Annotated in this window: 21 protein-coding genes; 12 read left to right on the top strand and 9 right to left on the bottom strand. The window is 51.3% G+C overall.

The annotated features are described in order from the left end of the window. Positions 1 to 44: 44 nt before the first annotated feature. The 9 genes from IAE55_RS29790 (at position 45) to IAE55_RS29750 (ending at position 11,343) form a co-directional block, all read left to right on the top strand. Positions 45 to 527, top strand: a complete 483-nt coding sequence (locus IAE55_RS29790; protein ID WP_200634659.1) for an anthrone oxygenase family protein — start codon at positions 45 to 47, stop codon at positions 525 to 527. Between the two features lie 268 nt (positions 528 to 795). After that, on the top strand, positions 796 to 1,968 hold the full coding sequence (locus tag IAE55_RS29785) for a cation:proton antiporter (RefSeq protein WP_200634673.1): 1,173 nt from the start codon (positions 796 to 798) through the stop codon (positions 1,966 to 1,968). Between the two features lie 485 nt (positions 1,969 to 2,453). Beyond that, a complete protein-coding gene (locus IAE55_RS29780) occupies positions 2,454 to 3,404 on the top strand; it encodes an ABC transporter permease (RefSeq protein ID WP_200634658.1) in 951 nt (316 codons plus the stop codon). A gap of 18 nt (positions 3,405 to 3,422) precedes the next feature. Next, the gene (locus IAE55_RS34310; RefSeq protein ID WP_105442525.1) at positions 3,423 to 4,298 is read left to right on the top strand and encodes a carbohydrate ABC transporter permease; all 876 of its coding nucleotides are present in this window, start codon (positions 3,423 to 3,425) and stop codon (positions 4,296 to 4,298) included. Positions 4,299 to 4,336: 38 nt separating this feature from the next. Further along, on the top strand, positions 4,337 to 5,977 hold the full coding sequence (locus IAE55_RS29770; protein WP_200634657.1) for an extracellular solute-binding protein: 1,641 nt from the start codon (positions 4,337 to 4,339) through the stop codon (positions 5,975 to 5,977). A 258-nt stretch (positions 5,978 to 6,235) separates the two neighbouring features. Continuing rightward, the gene (locus tag IAE55_RS29765) at positions 6,236 to 8,089 is read left to right on the top strand and encodes a cache domain-containing sensor histidine kinase (RefSeq protein ID WP_200634656.1); all 1,854 of its coding nucleotides are present in this window, start codon (positions 6,236 to 6,238) and stop codon (positions 8,087 to 8,089) included. Beyond that, positions 8,082 to 8,888 (top strand): response regulator transcription factor, encoded by an 807-nt coding sequence (locus IAE55_RS29760; protein ID WP_167527069.1) that lies wholly within the window; start codon positions 8,082 to 8,084, stop codon positions 8,886 to 8,888. Before IAE55_RS29765 ends, IAE55_RS29760 begins: the two co-directional genes overlap by 8 nt. A 15-nt stretch (positions 8,889 to 8,903) precedes the next feature. Then, a complete protein-coding gene (locus IAE55_RS29755; RefSeq protein ID WP_200634655.1) occupies positions 8,904 to 9,995 on the top strand; it encodes a glycoside hydrolase family 88/105 protein in 1,092 nt (363 codons plus the stop codon). A gap of 145 nt (positions 9,996 to 10,140) precedes the next feature. Beyond that, on the top strand, positions 10,141 to 11,343 hold the full coding sequence (locus tag IAE55_RS29750; RefSeq protein WP_200634654.1) for a macrolide family glycosyltransferase: 1,203 nt from the start codon (positions 10,141 to 10,143) through the stop codon (positions 11,341 to 11,343). 73 nt (positions 11,344 to 11,416) lie between these two features. On the opposite strand, the gene IAE55_RS29745 is transcribed toward IAE55_RS29750, so the two are convergent. From IAE55_RS29745 to IAE55_RS29705, 9 genes are all read right to left on the bottom strand, one after another. After that, a complete protein-coding gene (locus IAE55_RS29745; RefSeq protein WP_200634653.1) occupies positions 11,417 to 12,193 on the bottom strand; it encodes a glycerophosphodiester phosphodiesterase in 777 nt (258 codons plus the stop codon). A 22-nt stretch (positions 12,194 to 12,215) separates the two neighbouring features. Continuing rightward, the gene (locus tag IAE55_RS29740) at positions 12,216 to 13,208 is read right to left on the bottom strand and encodes a CehA/McbA family metallohydrolase (RefSeq protein WP_200634652.1); all 993 of its coding nucleotides are present in this window, start codon (positions 13,206 to 13,208) and stop codon (positions 12,216 to 12,218) included. Then, entirely contained in the window at positions 13,205 to 13,675 is a 471-nt protein-coding gene (locus tag IAE55_RS29735) for a hypothetical protein (protein ID WP_200634651.1), read from the bottom strand. Before IAE55_RS29735 ends, IAE55_RS29740 begins: the two co-directional genes overlap by 4 nt. Next, on the bottom strand, positions 13,672 to 14,517 hold the full coding sequence (locus IAE55_RS29730) for an ABC transporter permease (protein WP_076164456.1): 846 nt from the start codon (positions 14,515 to 14,517) through the stop codon (positions 13,672 to 13,674). Before IAE55_RS29730 ends, IAE55_RS29735 begins: the two co-directional genes overlap by 4 nt. Continuing rightward, complete coding sequence (locus IAE55_RS29725) at positions 14,514 to 15,677, bottom strand: extracellular solute-binding protein (RefSeq protein ID WP_116230061.1); 1,164 nt, start codon at positions 15,675 to 15,677, stop codon at positions 14,514 to 14,516. The genes IAE55_RS29730 and IAE55_RS29725 overlap by 4 nt, the downstream gene beginning before the upstream one ends. 51 nt (positions 15,678 to 15,728) lie before the next feature. Beyond that, a complete protein-coding gene (locus IAE55_RS29720; protein WP_200634650.1) occupies positions 15,729 to 16,754 on the bottom strand; it encodes an ABC transporter ATP-binding protein in 1,026 nt (341 codons plus the stop codon). 33 nt (positions 16,755 to 16,787) lie between these two features. Continuing rightward, the gene (locus IAE55_RS29715; protein WP_076164462.1) at positions 16,788 to 17,612 is read right to left on the bottom strand and encodes an ABC transporter permease; all 825 of its coding nucleotides are present in this window, start codon (positions 17,610 to 17,612) and stop codon (positions 16,788 to 16,790) included. A 34-nt stretch (positions 17,613 to 17,646) separates the two neighbouring features. Next, on the bottom strand, positions 17,647 to 18,651 hold the full coding sequence (locus IAE55_RS29710) for a LacI family DNA-binding transcriptional regulator (RefSeq protein ID WP_200634649.1): 1,005 nt from the start codon (positions 18,649 to 18,651) through the stop codon (positions 17,647 to 17,649). A 623-nt stretch (positions 18,652 to 19,274) separates the two neighbouring features. Beyond that, entirely contained in the window at positions 19,275 to 19,634 is a 360-nt protein-coding gene (locus IAE55_RS29705; RefSeq protein ID WP_234489965.1) for a helix-turn-helix domain-containing protein, read from the bottom strand. A 124-nt stretch (positions 19,635 to 19,758) separates the two neighbouring features. Here IAE55_RS29705 and IAE55_RS29700 point away from each other — a divergent pair, with 124 nt between their 5' ends. The 3 genes from IAE55_RS29700 (at position 19,759) to IAE55_RS29690 (ending at position 21,515) form a co-directional block, all read left to right on the top strand. Further along, a complete protein-coding gene (locus IAE55_RS29700; RefSeq protein WP_200634648.1) occupies positions 19,759 to 20,397 on the top strand; it encodes a nitroreductase family protein in 639 nt (212 codons plus the stop codon). A 122-nt stretch (positions 20,398 to 20,519) separates the two neighbouring features. Then, positions 20,520 to 20,894, top strand: a complete 375-nt coding sequence (locus IAE55_RS29695; RefSeq protein ID WP_200634647.1) for a winged helix-turn-helix transcriptional regulator — start codon at positions 20,520 to 20,522, stop codon at positions 20,892 to 20,894. A gap of 72 nt (positions 20,895 to 20,966) precedes the next feature. Further along, positions 20,967 to 21,515 (top strand): cysteine hydrolase family protein, encoded by a 549-nt coding sequence (locus IAE55_RS29690; protein ID WP_200634646.1) that lies wholly within the window; start codon positions 20,967 to 20,969, stop codon positions 21,513 to 21,515. Positions 21,516 to 21,572: the final 57 nt, after the last annotated feature.

Raw genomic sequence — 21,572 nt, 5'->3', positions numbered from 1 at the left:
ATAATTTAGCAAAGCGGTCGATCAAATCGTAGGAGGAAATAACTGTGGTGAATTTTTTATATTATCTGACCTTCGCATCTACGTTAGGATCCGGATTGCTGGCCGGCGTATTTTTCACCTTTTCGGCATTCGTGATGACATCGCTTTCCCGGCTTCCTGCAGAGCAGGGCATTTCTGCCATGCAGTCGTTCAATTCGACGATATTGCAATCGTTATTTATGCTCGTCTTTATGGGGACCACCATCCTAAGCGTCGTTTTGGGCGTTGCTTCGTTCTTCAAATCGGGCAACCATAGCGCGGTCTATGTAATCATTGGCAGCTTGTTTATTTTTGTCGGAGTGTTTCTGGTTACGGCCATCTTCAATGTTCCGCTTAATAATTCTCTAGCAGCTGTAAGTCCGGGGGCTGCCGAGGGAGCGCAAGTATGGAGCGAGTATATTGCTGGCTGGTTACCCTGGAATCATGTAAGAACGTTTTCCTCCATCGCAGCGCTGATTTCCTTTATGATCGCTATTCGTAAATGGTAATCATGTTACGTCACTGCAATTCCGGGATAATAGAGGTTAAACAACAGTTCATTCAGTTTGGTGCCAAATTGCATTAATGCATTTAATCATGTATAATATAAGAAATTCATACATCGGAACACCGGAGGAGCCTGTCACGACAGGCTCTTTCTGCGTTCTTATAGGAGAGCCCTGTCGTTGACGGGCTCTTTTTGTGCCTTTTTCCGGATATGGATGGTGGAGTTCAAGACTGGTCACAATATTCATACTCGAAGGAGGCGGTTAAATGTTGGAAATGATGCTATACTTGGCTATTATTTTGCTCGCTACCAAACTGCTTGGGGACTTGTTCGTCAGGCTAGGGCAGCCTGCTGTTCTTGGAAAGCTGCTTGCCGGCATTCTTGTCGGTCCCGCTGTGCTTGGCTGGATTCATCCGAATGAATTTATATCCATATTCTCTGAAATCGGCGTACTGCTGTTGATGTTTATGGCGGGTCTGGAAACCGATTTGGAACAGCTGCGAAAAAATTGGAAGTCGGCGTTCGCCGTAGCGGTTGGAGGCATTATACTGCCGTTTATCGGCGGCTATGGAGCAGCAACTGTTTTTGGCCTGAGCAATAACCAGGGACTTTTCCTGGGCTTGTTGCTGTGTGCCACTTCGGTTAGCATATCCGTTCAGACTCTGAAAGAAATGGACCGGCTGAACACAAAGGAAGGCACGACGATCTTGGGTGCGGCGGTTGTGGATGATGTCATCGTCGTCGTCCTGCTGGCTGTGATGATGAGCTTGCTTGGCACCGGTCACGACATCTCCCTTGGCCTGCTCATCGGCAAAAAGCTGCTGTTTTTTGTCGTTGCTATCGTTGTCGGTTGGCTGGCCGTCCCTTGGTTCTTGAAGTTTTTTGCACCTCTGCGCGTAACAGAAGCCGTCATCAGCGGAGCGCTTATCGTGTGCTTTGCCTTATCGTATTTTGCCGATCTCATGGGGGTAGCCGCTATTATTGGCGCTTTTGCAGCGGGCATTGCCGTGTCCCGGACTCCGTTCAAGCATGACGTCGAGGACCGCTTGGAGCCGGTGGCTTATTCCGTTTTCGTTCCGGTGTTTTTTGTCAGCATCGGTCTTAACATTACGTTTGAAGGTGCTGGTAATCAACTTCTGTTCATGGGCGTTATTACGATTGTTGCGATCCTGACCAAACTGCTCGGAGGCGGGCTGGGCGCCAAGCTCACCGGGTTTAACGGCCGCTCATCGCTCGCGATCGGGTCGGGAATGATTTCTCGCGGAGAGGTAGCTCTCATTATAGCGGCAACGGGTCTGGAGTCCGGACTGCTGCTGCAGAAATACTTCACCTCCGTTGTTATTGTCGTGATATTGACGACGCTTGTCACGCCGCCGCTGTTGAAGACGTTATTTTCGGGCGAAAAAAAGAGTGGAAACCAAGCGTCAAGGGAGAACGGGTAATTGGAACCTGCAGCAGATGGAAGATAACTTTGGAGGTCCCCTAAAGAACTTGATAAGGCTTTAAATTTGGTCAAAAAAAACGATCCCCGCTTGTTGAGCGGGGATCGTTGCGGTTGGAATCAGGATGACCTGCAGCCAATAGCTTATTTGATGAGCTGAAGCAGCTGATAATATCTTATTCATATCGTGCTGGCCGTTCAGTCAGGCTGCTATTACTATAATCTTAGAAAATCATTGTCAGATTTCCGACTTTTCCCCGGTATTATCATCCTTCGCTCCGGTTTTCCACGTTCAAGGAAGCCGGTATTCTTAAACATGTAAGCACTTCCATTCTGGAAGGCAGCGGCGGGAATCGGTGTTCATCCTGTAGACCGCCGTTCTTGCAACGAATGAATTGGCGCAACTGGTAAATTCGCAGCGGCAAGTGTTCAACCGGAGAGGTAAATGCGGATTGCCGGGGCAGTAAGAAGGATGGAGGAGGGACGATGGAAATCGTTACTGCGGGAATTCCCGTTAGAACGGAGAAGCCGCGAAGGCGGCTGCTAATGAAGATATGGAAATACAAATGGCTGTACGCCTTGCTGTTGCCTGCACTGGCCTGGGTCATTGTGTTCGATTACTTGCCTTTGTACGGCATCAGCATCGCGTTCATGGACTACAACGTCATCCAAGGATTCGGGGCCAGTAAGTGGGTTGGTTTCGCACATTTCCGGGAGCTGTTTGCGTCGGAGATGTTCCTGAACGCTTTTCGCAACACACTGCTCATCAGCCTGTACAAGATGATCAGCGGATTTATCTGTCCCATTTTGTTAGCGCTGTCGCTAAATGAAATTCGGACCAAGTGGTTCAAGAAGACGCTGCAGACGGCCGTCTATCTGCCGCGTTTCATGTCCTGGGTTGTCTACGGCGGCATCATTACGCTGCTGCTTTCACCGGAGACCGGCGTGATTAACAAAATCGTCGAATGGTTTGGCGGCAAACCCGTATATCTGCTCGTCGAGCCTGCGTATTTCCGGATCATTCTCGTCGTCACCGATGCCATGAAAGAAATGGGCTGGGCAGCGATCATTTATTTGGCCGCCATCGCCGGGCTGAATCCCGAAGTGTACGAAGCCGCGGTGATGGACGGAGCGACGAGGTTCCAACGCATCATCCACATCACGCTCCCGGGCATATCGAGCACGATTATCGTCATTTTCATCCTAAGGGTCGGCTATCTGATGAGTGCCGGCTTGGACCAGGTGCTCAACCTGTACAACCCGATGGTGTTCGAAGTTGGCGACATTCTCGACACCTACATCTATCGGGTAGGCATCGAGCAGTTCAGCCTCAGTCTCGCGGCGGCGGCAGACGTCATCAAGGGAATCATCGGCTTCGCCATGGTGCTGATTGCCAATCAGATCGCGAAGCGAATCAATGATTCCGGTATTTTCTGACAAAGGAGAATCCGAATCGTGAAGCTCACTCGAGGCGAATCCATTTTTATCGCTACCAACTATTTCGTACTGTCGCTCATTACGCTCATTATCATGATTCCGTTCTGGTATGTTCTATGCGTGTCCGTAACGCCATACTCGATCTTCAGCGAAAAGAACGGGCTGGTGCTGTTTCCGACATCGCTCAGCTTCGATTATTTCGCCTACTTGCTCAAGAAGGGATCTCTCATCTATAACGCTTATGGGGTGACGATCCGTAATACAGCCGCCGGTGTCCTGCTTGCGCTTCTGCTCACAGCTGCGGCTGCTTACTCCCTGGCGGAGAAGAAGCTGCCCGGGCGGCGGATCATTATGCTGATCTTCGTGTTCACGATGTTGTTCAAGGGCGGTTTAATTCCGACATATATCACGATCAAAAATTTAGGTCTGCTGAACACGGACTACGTACTGATCTTGGTCATGGCCTTTAGTGCCTTTAATATGATCATTATGAAATCCTTCTTCGAAGGTATTCCAGACAGTCTTAAGGAATCTGCTGCAATTGACGGGGCATCCGAGATCAGGACGCTGCGTTCGATCGTCCTCCCGATGTCGATGCCGGTCATTGCCTCGATTGGCTTGCTCTACATGGTGACGTACTGGAACGATTTCTTCAATGCGCTTCTGTATGTCACGGACTGGCACAAAGCGCCGGTGCAGCTCGTATTGCGCACCATCATCGCGAGTTCCAGCCTGCCGCCTGAATTGCTCGAAGCGGCAGGGAGAACGCCGCCGCCCACGATCGGAATCCAGATGGCGGCCATTGTCATCGTAGCGCTGCCGATGATGGTTCTGTATCCGTTCATTCAGAAGTATTTTGAACAGGGCATGCTGATCGGTTCAGTTAAAGGGTAATCAACCATTTAAGTGAAATTACAGGGGGATGTCTGTATATGTCAAAGACAGTTAAACATTGGGGTTACGGCGTACTCGCCGCCTTACTTTTGGGAACGCTTACGCTGTCGGGATGCGGCAGCAACAACGATGGAGGCGGGAGCGCAAGCCCCGAGCCGGGAAATCCGTCAGGTACGTCTGAAGCGACTGCGGAACATTCGCCTTACGAGCTGAAGTGGCTGAAGGCACAGGATATTTCACTGCCATATGACCCTTCTAAGGACGCGGTGAAACAAGCGATTGAGGCCAAGCTGAATATTAAGATCATCCCGGAGATGGTCGATGTCCAGCAATACAAAACGAAGCTGAATCTGAAGATGGCGAGCAGCGACATTCCGGACGTGACGAAGATCGATTTTGCCGATGACTTTCAGAAATACGCGCAGCAAGGCGCTTTCGTTGATCTGACCGACCTCATTAACGAAAAGGACACGCCGAATATTATGAAGGAAGTACCGCCGGATGTGTTCGAGCAGGCGAAGGTAAACGGCCGCATCTACGGGATTCCGTATCAGGGCGGGCCGGGGGCGGGGTATCGCTGGGACTTGGTCATGCGTAAGGACTACATGGAGCAGGCAGGCGTTTCCGTACCAAAGACGCTTGACGAATATTATAACCTGCTGAAAAAGGTCAAGGAGCAGCATCCGGATGTCATTCCGCTCGGGGGTTATACGTCCCAGATCGGACAGGTAAAATTCGCAAACAATTCCTTCGACAACGTGTTCGGCGCGTTCGGTGTCACACCCGGTTTTTTCACAGAGAAGGATGGGAAATTCAGCAACTATGACATCGATCCCCGGATGCGGGACGCGCTGCTGTTTCTCCAGAAGATGTACAAGGAAGGGCTCATCGACAAGGAGTTTTCGACGATTAAGGAAGAGCAGCTGCGGGCAAAAATTTTCAGCGGCAAGGTGTTCTCCTGGATGGGCTGGTGGTCGACGGCCAGCGATTACGACACGCAGATCGAGACCAATGAGCTGATCAAGAGCGGCAAACTGGCCAAGGACGGTTCACTCCCGAATCAGGCTGATCAGCCCTTCAAATACTTGACTTTGACCGGGTCACTGCTAGGGACGGACGGTACGGCCGTTGCGCCAATGGGGGCACCGTTCTCGCAGATGAATGCCATTAGCGCAAAAACAAAAGACCCGAAGCGCGTACTGTCGATCATCGAGGATTCGCTATCCGAGGAGAACCAGATGTTGACCGTCTGGGGCATTGAAGGCGAGGACTATTCCCTCGTAGACGAGAAGCTTAAGACGAACACGACCCTCGTCGATCCGAAGACACAGCAGGATCCGAAAGGCAATTTCAGAGGCACGCAGAGCTATCTATTCGCTCCAGGACTGAAGGGCTGGCCGCATTACCTTGAGTCGCTGCCGCTGCGGTTCTCCGAAGCACTCGGCGTTGCGATCAACAATGAGCATCAAATCAACGACGCTTCCAATTACCTTGAATCGCCGACGAAAATCGCCAAGCTGACAGAGCTGGATACGATGCGTGACTCGGTATTCACTCAAATCATTATGGGTGCCGACATCAAGAAGTTCGACGAATTCGTAGAGAAGTGGAAGTCGCAAGGGGGCGATCAAATTCTGAGCGAACTAGAAGCTTCCTATCAGAAAAAAGCAGGCAAGTAAAAACGTGAACGTCAGCAGCCTTCCTGGTGTAATCCGGCCATGCCGGAAGCATTGGGGAGGTGCTTTGCCGTTTGAATAGAGAACGTCTCGGTTTCAGAGGAACGCAGCGGGTGAAAGCCGCCAGCATCTCACGATATTGCAGGAGATTTAGGCGGAGAGAGGGAAGAAGCTAAATAAAGCGTTCGCCTCCACGATGATTATAGATTGTGATTTACTTGGAGGTTTAAGGAAAACAATTTGGCAAGGGAGGGTTTGGTGATGGTCACGAAAAAGCGCCACACCAGCTTGCTGGCCCGAATCAGTCTGCCGGTCTTTGCGCTGGTCGTGACGGTCATCGCCCTGTTCGCCGCTTCGGCAAGCTACATTCTCATCCGGGTGCAAAATGAACACACGCGTCAGATGGCGGAACAATCAATGAAGTTCGTACACCGCAATCTAGAATATCAGCTGGACACAATGAACAATATGGCCGCCTTTCTGCTGTCCAACCAATCGATCGAAAATTTGCTCGAGACGGAGCATTCAGCGCCCTACGAAGCGGTCAACGACTTCTTCACCCTGCAGACGAATTTGCAGAATCTGTCTCTCTTGTCACTGCTGAATGATGCCAATTCCGGCAGTATCGTTCAACAGACATATGTCGTCGCCGTCGCGTTGGAGCCGGAGAGCGGCCTATACACCCTCGCGACCGACCATTTCGACCCGGTGACCGGCATTTACAAATCGACGGACCTGCAGAACGAGAGCTGGTATCGTGATCTGATCTCCGGAGGGCGTCGCAACGTCTGGTGGGGACAGAAGGCCGGACGCTCGGGGACTGCGATGATCTATTCGGCGACCAAGAAAATTAGCACCAAGGACGGCCGCGTGATCGGCACCGTCATGATCGGGGCGGATACTGGAAGCATCCGGAGCCTGTTCGAGAACGCTGCGTTGACATCAGGCTTTCACCTTTTGGTGGATGAAGAAGGCCGCGTCATTTACAGCGAACGGTATGCATTTCTCGAACCGGCCGGCGGGCTTCCGTTCGTTCGATCGGCCAACTGCGATGGAAGCTCGGCCGATGCGAAAGTCGAAGGGACGGTGCACCGTGTCACGTGTGTAAAGATGGACAATGGCTGGAAGCTTTTGACCGCCGTCCCAAAGAGCCACTTCGGAAGATACACGTTTGCCATCTCGGCGATCGGCGCTTTGGCTGCGATCGCAGCCGTACTGATCGCGGGACTGTGGCTGCGGCGTATCGTCATACGGGTAACCGTTCCGATTACCCGGCTCGTTAACGCTGTTCAGCGTCCCGAAGTGCTTGCATTCCGTGAGCAGCTGCCCAAATTGAAGTCAGGCATTCACGAGGTCGAGACGCTGAACGAGAAATTCGCGTCCATGCTGGTTACGCTACACGGCCTGATTGAGAAGAGTTTTGAGGAGGAGATTGAGCGCCGCCAGCTACAGTTGGAACTGCTGAATGCCCAGATCAACCCTCATTTTCTATACAATACACTCGATCTGATCAATTGCCGTGCCATTTTGACAGGAGACCGGGAGACGAGCGCGATCGTGCGTTCGCTTGCCAATGTGTTCCGATTCGGTTTGAACCGGGGCCGAACGTGGATCTCCTTGGACAATGAGATCAAGCAGGTAGAGGCCTATTTACACATCCAGCAAATGATGCACGACGATCTGCTCGCCGAGTTTCATATCGCTTCCGATCTGCAGGACATCGTCATTCCTCACTTTATTCTGCAGCCGCTTGCGGAGAATGCCATCGTTCACGGCTTTGCCGGGCGAACGGACGATTGCCGTATCGCGATTACCGCACAGGCGGAAGGGACTACGCTTATTCTGCGTGTCAAAGACAACGGAAAGGGCTGCAACATAGAGGAGCGCAATCGTGTGCTGCGGGAGCAGGAGTCGGGGGAACACGGATTAACGTCAAACTCATCTGCCGAGAACGGTTATGGAACGCTGAACGTGCATCGGCGGATACAACTGCAATGCGGACCAGGCTATGGGCTGCGCTACGTGCCCGTGGACGAAGGAACATGCGTTGAAGTTGTACTCCCGCTGCGTTCCCATGTTCAAATCGACCCTGAGGAGGAATCGCCTGATGTATAAACTGCTGATCGCCGAGGACGTCAAACTCGTCCGGGAGACGCTGTCACGCTCCATCGACTGGGAGCGGCTCGGCATTGAACTCGTCGGAGCCGCCAAGAACGGAGAGGAAGCGCTCGAATGGCTGAAGCGCGATCCTCCGGATCTGCTGCTTACCGATATCGGCATGCCGAAGGGGAATGGCCTGGAGCTGATTGAGGCGTTCCGGGCCAGCAAGCCGGACATGAGGTGCATCATCCTGTCGGGGCTGAACGAATTCGAGTACGCGCGGCAGGCGATCAAGCTGCAGGTGCAGGAATACATCATGAAGCCGATCGATCCGGAGGAGATCGAGCAAGTATTCACCAGAATCGTTGCAGAGCTGCACAAGGAACGGGAGGAACAGCGCGGTGTCGAGCTTATGGAACAAAGGCTTAGGGATCGCCTGCCTAATTTGGCCCAGACGCTGCCAATGGCTGAGTGGTCCGGCAGCCTCAAGAAGAATAAGCTCGTCGAACAAGCGATTCAGGCCATTCGTGAAAATTATTCGCGGAAGGATCTGTCGCTTCGGGACGTTGCAAGTGGGGTTGGCCTTAGCGAGAAGTATGTAAACGCGCTGGTCAAGGAAGTGACCGGCATGACGATCAACCATTGGATCGTCAAACTGCGTATGGAAGAGGCGGCCCGGCTGCTGAAAGACCCCGCGAATCGGATTTACGAGGTATGTGACCGGATCGGTTATGTTGACCAGGACCATTTTCGCGAAACGTTTAAGAAGCAGTTTGGACTTACCCCTACAGACTATCGAAACAACTACATATAAAGGAGCGATCAGGGAATGCAAATGGAGCAAACGGACCTGAAGGCTGCGGCGGACCGCGTCTACCGCTATCTGATGTTCAGCAGCCCGGAGAGCTGGGGCGGACACGAATGGGCTGAATGGGCGATGGAACGGAACCGCTGGGATTGGAATCCGGGGGTCGGTTTAATCGCGGCAGCCGATTATGGAGCCTTCTGCGGAGCGGAAGGGATGATACAGGCAGTGGAGGTCTGGACGGAGCAAAACATTGGCGGGTCCGAGAAGATAAAGGTCATTAACTCACTCGCACCCTACGCGATATTCCCTTTACTCTTCCGACAGACCGGTAACCGCTTCTACAAGGACAAGGCAGAGGAGATGGCGCTTTGGTTAATCAAGGAGGCGCCCCGGACAAGGAATGGTGCGTTTGAGCATACCGTAACCGAGAGTGCCACGTTTAGCGAGCAGGTATGGGCGGACACCGTCTTCATGGCCATCCTCTTCTTGGCCCGGACGGCCAGGTTAACAGGGAGTAAAGTGCTTGCGGAAGAAGCGATGAACCAGACGCTGCTGCACCTTCAGACGCTGCAGGACGAGGAGACGGGGATGCTATTCCACGGTTGGAACGGCGAGACGGGGGATTGGATGTCCGCCGCACGGTGGAATCGGGCTAACGCCTGGATCGCCGTTGGCGTGCCCATGACTGCAGAAGAGGCGGGCGAACTATGCGGCGACATGAAGCTGATCAGCGAGCTCCGCGAACGCTATTCGCGATTAGCCGAGGCGCTCGTCCGCTGTCAAAATGAGAGCGGCTTGTGGCCGACGGTCTTGGACCGCCCCCACTTTTATGAGGAGACGTCGGGTTCCGCCGGCATCGCCTGCGGATTGTACAAAGCGGCACGCGCCGGATGGATTCCTGCGGAATTGGCACTTACCAGCGCTGATCGCGCAGTCGCCGCCGTTCTCACCCAAGTTCGTGAGGATGGCGCTGTCCTTGGCGTCTCGGGAGGTACGCCAGTGCTGGGTAGCGTCGAGGCTTACGATCATGTCCCGACTTTTCCAACGCTTTACGGCCAGGGGCTCGTTCTGCTGCTGTTTGTGGAGAAGCTGCGAATGATCGCTTCAGCATGACGATGTCGCATGATGGATACATTAATGACGCGAATAGGGGCATCTGGTTGACCTGCAGACCTTGCCCAAAAAATGAGGCTTGTTGGAACAGACCAGCTTACTGACATAGGGTTTACCATTGTAAAACCGGAAAGGAGTATTGAATATGGCACGCGTACTATTTATTAATGCCGGATCCGAAGGGCATATCAATCCGACGATTGGCGTTGTTCAGGAGCTGACCTCGCGCGGGGAAGAGGTTGTGTACTTTTGCATCGAAGCTTTTCGGGAGAGGTTAGAGAAAGCGGGAGCGGTCGTTAGAACTTTTGACGACCAGAAATTTATCAAAGCCTTTATCTCCGGCGGAAGAAACTATTTGCTGGAAAGGGTCAACGGTCTCTTGCTGACGGCTGATGTCGTGATCCCCAGCGTTCTTGAACAGATCCAGGGAGAGCATTTTGACTATATCATCCATGACTCCATGTTCGGCTGCGGACGTTTGCTGGCGGTGATCCTTAAACTTCCCGCCATCAGCTCTTGCAGTACTTTTGCAGAGTCCAAACCATCTTTCGACCATATGATGGAACAATTTTTTAACGATGTCCCTGAAGAGATCACTAAACCGATCAACGATAAGTATCAAAGCCTGACGGCCATGATCCAGCAAAAATACGGCGTCGAGATCCATTCTCCTTACGAGGCGTTTTGTAACCCTGCATCACTTACGATTGTCTATACAGCAAGGGAGTTCCAACCGGGAGGGGATACATTCGATCCGTCGTATAAATTTGTGGGTCCATCCATCACTTCGCGGTCCATGGAAGATGACTTTTACCTTTCCGAAATCCAGGGGAAAAGCCCGATCTACATTTCACTGGGCACCGTCATGAATCAGGCGCTGGATTTCTATAAGCTTTGTTTTGAGGCATTTGGAAGTTCCGATCATACGATTGTCTTGTCGATCGGGAGTAAAACCCCGATATCCGATTTAGGAGACATCCCGGATCATTTCATCGTCAAAAGTTACGTTCCGCAAACCGAAGTACTGCAGTACGCCCAACTATTCATTACTCACGGCGGGATGAACAGTGCCCATGAAGGCCTTTACTTCGGGGTACCGCTCATTGTCCTCCCGCTCAGCGCGGATCAGCCGGTCATCGCGGGGCAAGTCGCCCGGACCGGTGCGGGCATGACCTTAGATATGCAGAGCTTAACGGCCCACCAGCTGCGGGAAGCGGCAGACCTAGTATTAAGCCGCGCTACTTTCAAGGAAGCAGCCGCAAGGATGGGCGATTCCTTTCGCAAATCAGGTGGTTACCGGCAAGCGGTCGATCATATTTTCGAATTCAGAGATCGGCATTCGAACTAAGGCGGAAGATCTCCGTTTATCCGCTGCTGAAGAAGAGTGGCAAAATGAGATCGTACAGCAAAAGGTCCCGGAACTATTCCGGGACCTTTGTTGTTTCCGTAGTCAAACTTCTCTTCAGCCGGACCAAAGCATCGACGTTCCGCGTCGTTATGGAGGCGACCCCCATACTTGCGAACCGTTCCATCCATGTCTCCTCATTGACGGTCCACACGAAAACCGGAAGCGAGCGGGCTGCAGCCTGTTCCAACAGTTCCTCCCTGACCAGCTGGTACGGAACATTGAGGCCGATGCAAGCTGCGGCAGCTGCATCCTCACAGGTACGACGGACCGCATCCGTATACTCTTGAGTTAGAAAAAGCTCCGTGTCGACATTGAGCAGCTTCCTAAGCTCCGGATGCGTTTGCTGCACAAGCATGGCCCGGGCGGGTCCGCAGCCTGTCAGCAAGACTTGGTCCACCATCTTGTAGTGATGAATGAGCGCCGCAGCCGCTTCGACGCTGTCATCGGTTTTGAGATCCAGATTCGCGGTGATACCGGCAGCCTGGACCCTGGCCAGCATCTCATCCAGCCTTGCGATCGTCATCGTCCCGGATTTGCCGGCGTAGTCTACGCTGAGAACCAGCTCCTGCAGTTCTGCCATATTCATTTTCGAAATATGAATGAGCCTGCCGTCCTCCGTCCGCCATTCATCATCATGGGCAAGCACGGCGATCCCGTCTCTGGTGACCCGGACGTCTTCTTCAATAATGTCGGCACCAAGCCGGATGCCGGTCTCGATCGAGGATAGCGTATTATCGAGCGTATCCATACAGCCGCTGTGTGCCGTGATCAGTGGAAATGGTGTAGTCATTGAGGGTTATCACACCTCCCGGTTAATTAAAATAAATCGGGTTGGTAAAAGCGATCATTGTGCGGATCCCGCGGATTGTTCCCCACAGCTCCGCTCGTACCCACCGCAATCCTTCGCGTGAAAGCGTCACATTGCAGCCCTTGCTATCTGCAGCATAGGGGAGTTCCGATACCATACCAAGATTGCTGTGAAAGCGCAAGGTATAGATTTGTTCCGGCAGCTCCCAATGCTCTTTCCGTGCCTCGAAATCGGCAGCTGCCTGCAGTTCGATCGTGTGATCCGGCGAAGTTCCCTCTGGGACGGCATCCCCTATGCCGTAAAGTTGGCCGCCGAAATGGACGCCAAGATCGAGCCGCGGACCAAGGGTGACGGAGGCTCTTCCAGCGGAAAGGGCGGCGACCGCCTTGTCGGTGATCGAGCCTTCATGCTCTTCCATAAGCAGGTACGTGACGGACAGCGGTTCATCCGTCTGTTCCTGGCGGTGCCAATCCCGGCCGGAAGTCGCCGCGATCCGGAAGCCTTCGTTCAGCTTGTCGGTCCAGAGGCGAAATGCGCGGGCGTTGTTATTTTTCAGCGGGGCAAAGGTCGTGGACCACACTTCGATATAATCAAGGTCATTCCAGTCACGGAGCTCGAATTCCCAATAGCAGCCGGTGCACATGGGACTGCCGGGGCGAAAGGGGTGGGCCATGCCGGCGATACCGCCTTGCTCGTGCACCCGGGCGAGTCCAGCATGAATGTCACCAGGACCTACCGGACGCCAATCGATATAGTCCTTCACGCCTAGCGTCACCATATGTCCGAAAAAGGTGGTCCATTCCATGCCTTGAATGATGTTCATGCCCGTCTGCTGCTCAACCGTCTCTTTATTCCATAAGCCGGACATCGTGTTGTGGTCCGTCAGGGCGATGCAGTCAAAACCAAGCGCTTTTGCGCCGGCAGCCAATTCTTCCAGGCTCTGACTTCCATCACTGTGAAAGGTATGAGTATGAAGCTCACAAGCCATCCAGTTCATCCACGGTCCTCCTCATGCCAGATTTGCAGCGAGTAGCGGCAGTCGTCCGTCACGATGGCATGCAGGCTCAGGGTAACCGTCCACATGCCGGCCTGCAGTGCCCCTTTGCTCAGTCCGGGAGACGATTCAAGCCCGGAAATAAACAGATGCTGCTCCGGATCATGGCGGTGGGCGGCCCCGCGGTGACCGGACGGATCGTCAACGGACAGCGTGATCAAATTTTTCAGCGGAAGGTAGGACTGCCACTTGGACTTGGCCTGTTCCCTGAGTTCATCTTCAACATATCGGTCAAGGCCCTGCTCAATCAGCGTTTTCGCCTTGGCGCCATCCTCTAGATTTTTCGGACTATAGGAAAAGTCGATTTTCATCCGCCCTCCGGATTCGGCCAGAAAAAAACGGTAAGCGATATGCGTCTTGGAGCACTCCGGCGTTACAGCTCCCTGTACGTTAACGAGTAAAGTATTCATGATGAACGCACGCTTTCTTCTTTGATCATGGAGCGGATATAGAAATATCCGACAAAAGAGCAAAGCAGGAAGGTAAAGAAAGCCGTAGCCGCCGCCAGCTGGCGGTCCTGAAACACACTGAAAATTTGCTCCATGGACACGCCCAGCATTTGCGGCGCATTCGGTCCAATCAGAAAGGGAGCGGTGAAGGAACCGATCACGCCCATAAATACAAAGGTAAGGGCGACGAGCAGCGTCTTGAACGTCAGCGGCAGAATGAGCCGGAAAAAGATTCTCATCCGTCCGGCCCCCACATCCTTTGCGCTTTCAATGACTGCATCGGGTACGCCCGACAAGGCTGAGCCCAGCAGCATCGTCGTAAACGGAATATTAAACCAAAGATTCGCGAGAATGATGCCTTTCATGTCAAATATAATCCTTGGAAAGCTGTCCGTGCCCAAATGGTACAGGATCCTTGCCATCCAGCCATGGTTGCCGAGAAGCTGAATCAGGCCGTACGTCGCAATGACCGATGGGATAAAAATCGGTATCATGTAGGTGCGCCGGATCCACCGTACCGCAAAGCCGTTATTGAACCGCATATACACAGCCAGTGAATAGCTGATAAGCAAAACCAGGATGGAGGAAACAATGGTAATTTCCAAGGTGAAAATAATGTTGGAGCGCATCAATTTGTCCGTGAACAAATAGGTGTAATTGGATAAATCATACCCGCCGTTATCATTCTTCAAGCTTTCGCGGAGTGAACTAATGATCGGGATGACGACAATCAGCACCAGCACGAGAAAGGAGGGAAGGACCATGGAAATGCCCAGGATCCCTCTTTTGAATGATTTACTCATTGTGCAGCCACTTCGCTTTGCCAGCGTTTGTTGATGTCTTTGTCCAAATCGCCGATGTTGAACGAACGGAATCCTTCGGAAGCGCCTTTAAAGGAATCCTGAACCTCTTGAGACATGTTCGTCAGCTTTATGCCCGGGAAGCCGTGCATTTTATCGACGACGACATTCTGGGCTTCAGGCGACAGCACAAAATCAAGGAATTTGTACACAGCGTCTTTCTTCTCGGATAATTTCGGAACCATCAAGTAAGTCGGTCCGCCGTTAAATCCAGGCGTGATTTGTGTGATTTTTGTCGTTTCCGGGAGCTGTCCTTTGTCCAGCTGATCCAGCACCATGTCGGACCAGGCCGGAATCATGTCGACTTCTCCGCTCGTCAGCAGATCAAGCGTACCTTGGTTTTTCTTCGGATAGATGCCCTTGCCGTACATGTATTTGCCCAGATCCTTCAAGAGGGAGAACCCTTGATCCCACTGGCTTTCAATGCTGGGATCCGTGTTGTGAATCGCGTCTTCGGGCAAAAATTTGTAGATGCTGGTCGTGACGAAGGAACTTCCTGCACCACCTGTCGACGGATCGTTGTAGGCAAACCGCTCCGGATGGCTGCGGATCCACTCATATACGTCGTCCAGCGTTTTCGGCACATCCTTGACGGTTTCGCTGTTATAGGCAAGGACAACCGCCGAGGAGCGGTAAGGGATCGCGAGGTTAGACACATCGTTCAGCGTGTTTTGGTCCACGTTGTTCAAATTCGGAATATGGTCCGTGCTTAAATTGTCCCATAAATCGTCCTTTTGCCCTTTGGTCACTACCCCGAGGCCATCTTCAAAGAGGTCAATATCACCCGAGCCTTTGCCGGATTGCTTCGCGGCAAGAATGCGGTCATAGGTCGGCTGCGCTCCGGTACCCGACGGCACGTACACAGCTTTAACCTTGATGTCGGGATTCTTTTCTTCGAACATCGGAATCAAATTTTTCCACAAATCGTCCACGTTCTGTGATCCGGAATAATAAAACGAAAATTCGACCTGTTTGCTTGACGTACCCGTACCTTCAGCAGCCGAACTCGCGCCGCCGTCCTTGCTGCTGCCGCAGCCGGACAGCAGAGAAGCCGCGAGGACAAAAGAAGTAACAAATGCAAATGCCGATTTCTTATTCAACATGGAAGTAAACCCTCCTATAGGTTTGTAAAGTTGGTTGATTCCGATTACGCCTTACGGATACGCGATAACCTTCGCAAACTGAACGGATACGGACTGCCCGTTAGACAGTTCATTGATTTGATCGCGCGCCTGGAAGGCGCGGATGGTGCCATAACCTTGTACATCGACGGAAACTTCGGCATAATGCCCGAGGATCATGATTTGCTTGACTGTGCCCGGCAGACCGCTGCCGCCGGCCAGATCCAGAATAATATCTTCCGGCCGTACGGCAACCGTGACATTGCCCGTGAGACGGGAGGGGTTCGGGAAGCGGATAGAACCAACCGTAATTTGATCTGCGTCAATCACCCCCTTTACGAAGTTCATTTTCCCGATGAACTGGGCCACATAGAGCGACTTCGGCGCATCGTAGATCTCCTGAGGGGAGGCGATTTGTTCAATGTTGCCGTGATTCATAACGACAATCCGGTCCGAAATCGATAATGCTTCTTCCTGATCGTGGGTGACAAAAACCATGGTCAGGCCGGTATTGGCCTGGATTTCCCGCAGTTCCTCGCGCATCTCGTGCCGGAGCTTCGCATCCAGTGCCGAGAAAGGCTCATCGAGCAGCAGGACGGCGGGATTCAGCAGGAGCGACCTGGCAACGGCAATCCGCTGCTGCTGGCCTCCGGACAATTGAGCAGGGAATTTACTGCCGGCTCCCGGAAGACGAACCAGTTCCAGCACGTCCTGAATCGCTTTTTCCCTGTCCTTCTTTTTGATTTTGCGGATTTTCAAGCCAAACGCGAGGTTATCATGGACCGACATATGCGGCCACAAATTGTAGCCTTGAAATACCATGGAAGTAGGCCGTTTCTCCGGCGGAACCTTGACCACGCTTTTTCCTTCGATCAAGATGTCTCCCGAGTCCGGCTCCAGAAAACCGCCGATGCTGCGAAGCACGGTTGTTTTTCCGCATCCGGAAGGCCCGAGCAGTGTGATCAATTCTCCTTTCTGCACGTCCAGCGAGATATCCGATACTCCGTCGCCGGTTTTATAGCGTTTGGACAGGTTTTGAATCGATAACTGAATGTTCATAGGGACCTCCTTAATACATCTATCGCGATCTATTTATTTGATCTGGAAACCGCTCGCCAGCACGTCCGCACTGACGAAACGCTGGGCAGCCACCAGCAGGATTATGGAAGGCGCCGTTAAAATGATAGAGAACACCGCGCCGGCATACGCCGGATAATCGCTGATAATCGAATACATGACGATCGGCATCGTTTTGAAATCGGGAATACCGACCAGGAAGGTGCCCTGTGCTTCATCGAGGGAATTCAAAAAGGTGAAGATCGAAGCCACCAGAATCCCGGGCAGGGCCATCGGCAGCGTAATGCTGCGGAACACGCGGAAAGGGCTGGCGCCGACGTCTCTCGCAGATTCTTCCTGCGCCGTATGAACGTTCCGGAACGCGGAAGTCGGGATCCACGTCATGAACATCAGCACATTAATAATGTGGATCAGGATGACCCCCGCCAGCGTGTTCATCAGACCAAACTTATAGAACAGCACGGCGATCGACACGTACAGGCCCATTTTGGGGAAAGCATGGGTGAGGAGGAAGGAGAACAGGAAAAACCGGCTTAACGGAAAACGAATCCGGGCAAATGCGTACGCCGCCGGGATGCAGAGCACGATCGATATGCCCGTCACCAGCGCTGCGATCACAAAGGAAAGCCCGATGGATTTGGCGATGTCCTGCTGCTGAAAGACGAAGGTCCACCATTTGAGCGACCAAACGGAGGGAAGCAGATCGGGATAATTCCATTTGCCTGTGAAGGCCAGGATCGCCAAATTGAGCAGCGGCCCCATAAAAAAGATGACAAACACGACAAGGGCAACAAATTCAAAGATTTTTTTTGGTCCGATGGCTTTGAAATACCAGCGCATGGATCAATCTCCTTTCGTTTTTACTAATATGGATTTAAGTAGATTGACGAATAATCAGTTCGGGCACCAGCTCAATATCCAGCTCGTTAACCGGCTGCTGGTCAATCAGCTTGTCCAGGAGGGTGCAGGCGGTTCTGCCCATCGCTTCCGTGTCCACCTTGATGGTCGTTAGGGAAGGTGTATAAATGGAGGCGACGTCGATGCCATCAAAACCGATGACAGCCACTTGGTGCGGAATGCGGACCGATTGCTCAATCAAAAATTTCATCGCACCGAGCGCAATCATGTCATTCGTCGCAAAGAGGGCCGTATACCCTCCTGACTTGAAATCAGGCCAATGCTGCCGCATCATTTCGTATCCTTGCTCAAAGGTAGAGGCCTGCGGGTAGGCAAGCGATGTTGGATCGAGAGGAGATCCAATACCATTCAAATAATCGCGAAAGCCGTGCAGCCTTAAATAATGGCTCCGGTGGGTCTGCGGTCCGGCCAACACGAAGATTCGCCTGTGCCCTAGACCGGTCAAATATTCGGCTGCCATCATGCCTCCGTCCTGATCCCGGTTAACGACATGTACCACATTGTCGACATCGGTAGATCCGTTCACCATGACGTAAGGAATGCCGAAGTTGTGAATATAATCGATCACATTTTGCTGCAGCCGGCTGATCAGAATGAGTCCGTCCACGCGTTTCTCCAGCATAAAATCGGCGGATCGAAGCGACATCTCATGATCCGTCGTCACAAAGACGGAATAGTTCATGCTGGCTGCGGTCGCCAGAATGGCATCCACAATTTTGCCGTAAAACGGGTGGGAGGCAATCGGGTATTCCCTGCGGTAAATCAGAACTCCGATGTTGTGCGTCCGCTGGGATACCATGGCCCTGGCTACAGCGTTCGGCTTATATTGCAGTTCTTCAATGACTTTAAGCACCGCGTCCCTTGTTTCCGGGTGGATATACCCTTTTCCCGAAATGACTCTGGATACGGTTGACTTGGACACCCCGGCTAACTGGGCAATTTCCCGGATCGTATGACTCATGTCTAACCCCGCTTTCTGAATGTGAGACCGTTCCCACATCCCAAGATTAACTCGTGAATGTAAGCCGCGTATGAAACGAATTGGCGATCATTATAAAAGCCAATCTCGATGAAAGCCTTTTAATAATCCATATTTAGGGAAAATGACATTAGAACCGCTTCGTTAAGCTTTACATCCGGAAGGAGCAGCATCGTGCCTGGAACGCTTCAAGGCCCAATACATGAATGCTTAAGCTCATTTCGGTTCGATCCCGAACGAGAGAAGTTGGCTAAACGTGGATTTTGTAAAAATGTCGAATTGTAAAACATTCGTAAAATGGATTTCTGCTGTCGTGGAACCCATTCGATCGAACCAAAACCGTCGAAAACGGAACATTCAAAGAGAAGCCAGGGGCTTCCCTTCTATGAATTTTTAGACCAAGTTCGCATTTGAGATGGTGAAATGAAGGTGATATGAAGGGGAGTCTACTTTGAAAATAAGCATGCCCGGGTAAGAGGGAGAATGAAGGAACGATAGCAGGGGAAGGGGAGATGAAGACGGGTTGTATAATGCTGCGAAAAGAGAGAGGGGAAGCATATAAATCTATCGGATCTCATTGTGGTAGGAGGCGACTTGATGGTTTGTTACCAGGTGCAGTCCTCTGCCGACTGTAGGGAGTCTTGAAGAAAGTGCTTTGCGTCGTCCAATTTTTTCTGTAATTCTTCAATTTCATTCATTTTCTCTTCGATGATTTCCAACTGTTGTTCTCGCGCAAGTTCTTTTCGGGAAAGGATATCCTTAATCTCATGAATCGAAAAGCCGGCTGAGAGTAATGATTTTAGACTCATCATGAATGGGATTATTTTTTCGTCATAGGTTCGGTAATTATTTTCATCTCTTACCATGTAGGTCTCCGGGATAATTCCCTTTTTTTCATAGTATCGGAGGGTTGAAATCGGCAAATCCACAATTTTGGAAACGTCGCTAATCTTCATCGAAATCATGCCAAATCCTTTCTTGCTATGAACTATAGTTCATAGTTTATGCTTTCCTCATGATAACTTAATGAATTTCAAAGGGTCAAATGAGTTATCAGAATACACATTAAAAAAGAGGAGAGATATCCATATGACCACTACGATGAAAAACAATGATTTTACCCATATCATGAAAGGGAGACGTTCGATTCGTGCCTATGACCCCGCTTTTAAAATATCCAGAGAAGAACTTAAAGAGATCATTGAAGAAGCTGCCACAGCCCCATCTTCAGCAAATTTGCAGCCTTGGCGCATCGTTGTCGTTGAAAGCGAAGAAGGGAAAAATACGTTGCGGCCTTTGATCCGCTTCAATACCCAGCAAAATGACACATCTTCTGCCATGCTGCTGATCTTTGGGGACATGAAATCTTATGAGTATGCGGAAGAGATTTTCAATACGGCGGTGGAACAGGGGAAAATGCCGCAGGAAGTCCGGGATCGGCAATTGGAAAGCATTCTTACGATCTATCCTACGCTTCCTAAAGAAGTTGTAAATGACATTGTAAAAGTGGATAGTGGATTGCTGGCCATGCAGCTCATGCTCACCGCCAGAGCTCATGGTTATGATACCAATCCTATCGGTGGATTTGAGACTGATCAAATCGCAGCTGCTTTCGGATTAGATCCGGAGAGATATACTCCGGTACTCATTCTTGCCATAGGTAAAGCGGAAGAAGAAGGTTATGAGTCCGTTCGTTTGAGCGCTGATAAGATCACCTTTTGGAAATAAGTAGTTTATGTTTTGCCGTAAAATGAACAAAGGCCTGGGTTACGAATCCAGGTCTTTGTTTGTTAATATGTATGAGAACGGATGGAAATCTGACCCAGATAACATGGATGGAGGTGAATTTCATGATGATTCGGGAGCAGTGCACCTGCCCGCTGGAAGTCGTTCATGACATCATCAAAGGGAAATGGAAAACGATGATCATTTATCAATTGAAAGACGGAAATACGTCCCTGGCCCAACTGGAACGGGATATTGACCAGATTACCCAAAAGATGCTGCTGCAGCATCTTAAAGAACTGATTTCCAGCGGGATCGTAGATAAAATCAAAACGGAAGGGTACCCGCTGCATGTAGAATATTTTCTGACGGTGCGGGGAAGAAGGCTGTTGGATGCGGTACTCATTATGCAGGAGATCGGAATTGATTATATGGTGGAACGGGGACAGACGGAGCTTCTGGACCGCAAAGGCATCCCATACCCACAAAAAAGTGGGTAATTCACCATTCATGATACCGATATTATAATGCGGTAAGAAACTACTCTTACAAATTAAAGGAGATCATGACCCATGAATACCGCATTCATAATGGTAGACATTCAGAAGGATTATTTTAAAGGGGGCCGAAACGAGTTATTCCGTCCCGACAAGGCACTAACCCATGCACAGGAAGCTTTAACTCTGTTCCGGGACAAGAAGTTACCGATCGTTCATATTCAGTGTATCCTTTTCGATGACAACGCCACATTTTTTCTTCCCGGTACGGAAGGGATTCAACCGCATGAAGGCATCTTACCCGAGCCTGGCGAAAAAGTGATTGTAAAGCATACGCCGGACAGCTTTTTCCAAACGGAGTTACAGCAGTATCTTGAATCGCTGAATGTAACCCGGTTAGTCATTTGCGGCATGATGAGCCACATTTGTATCGACTCTACCGTAAGATCCGCTAACCGCTTGGGTTATGAAGTTCTCGTGCTTGATGAAGCGTGCACAACCAGAGATTTACTCTGGGATGGTGCCGTGATTCCTGCACAAACTGTTCATAATACGTTTATGGCATCCTTGGACGGCACTTTTGCTCAAGTGATCCCAACCAGCAGTCTCTACGAGCGGATCTAAGCTTCATACATAGACTTTAATTAGTCGACACGTTGTATAATTAAGATTTAAAGGGTT

The sequence above is a fragment of the Paenibacillus sp. S28 genome (assembly GCF_016624415.1).
Classification (GTDB): domain Bacteria; phylum Bacillota; class Bacilli; order Paenibacillales; family Paenibacillaceae; genus Paenibacillus_AQ; species Paenibacillus_AQ favisporus.
Note: the sequence above shows the minus strand (reverse complement) of the source record. Positions and strands in the feature narration are given on the sequence as shown.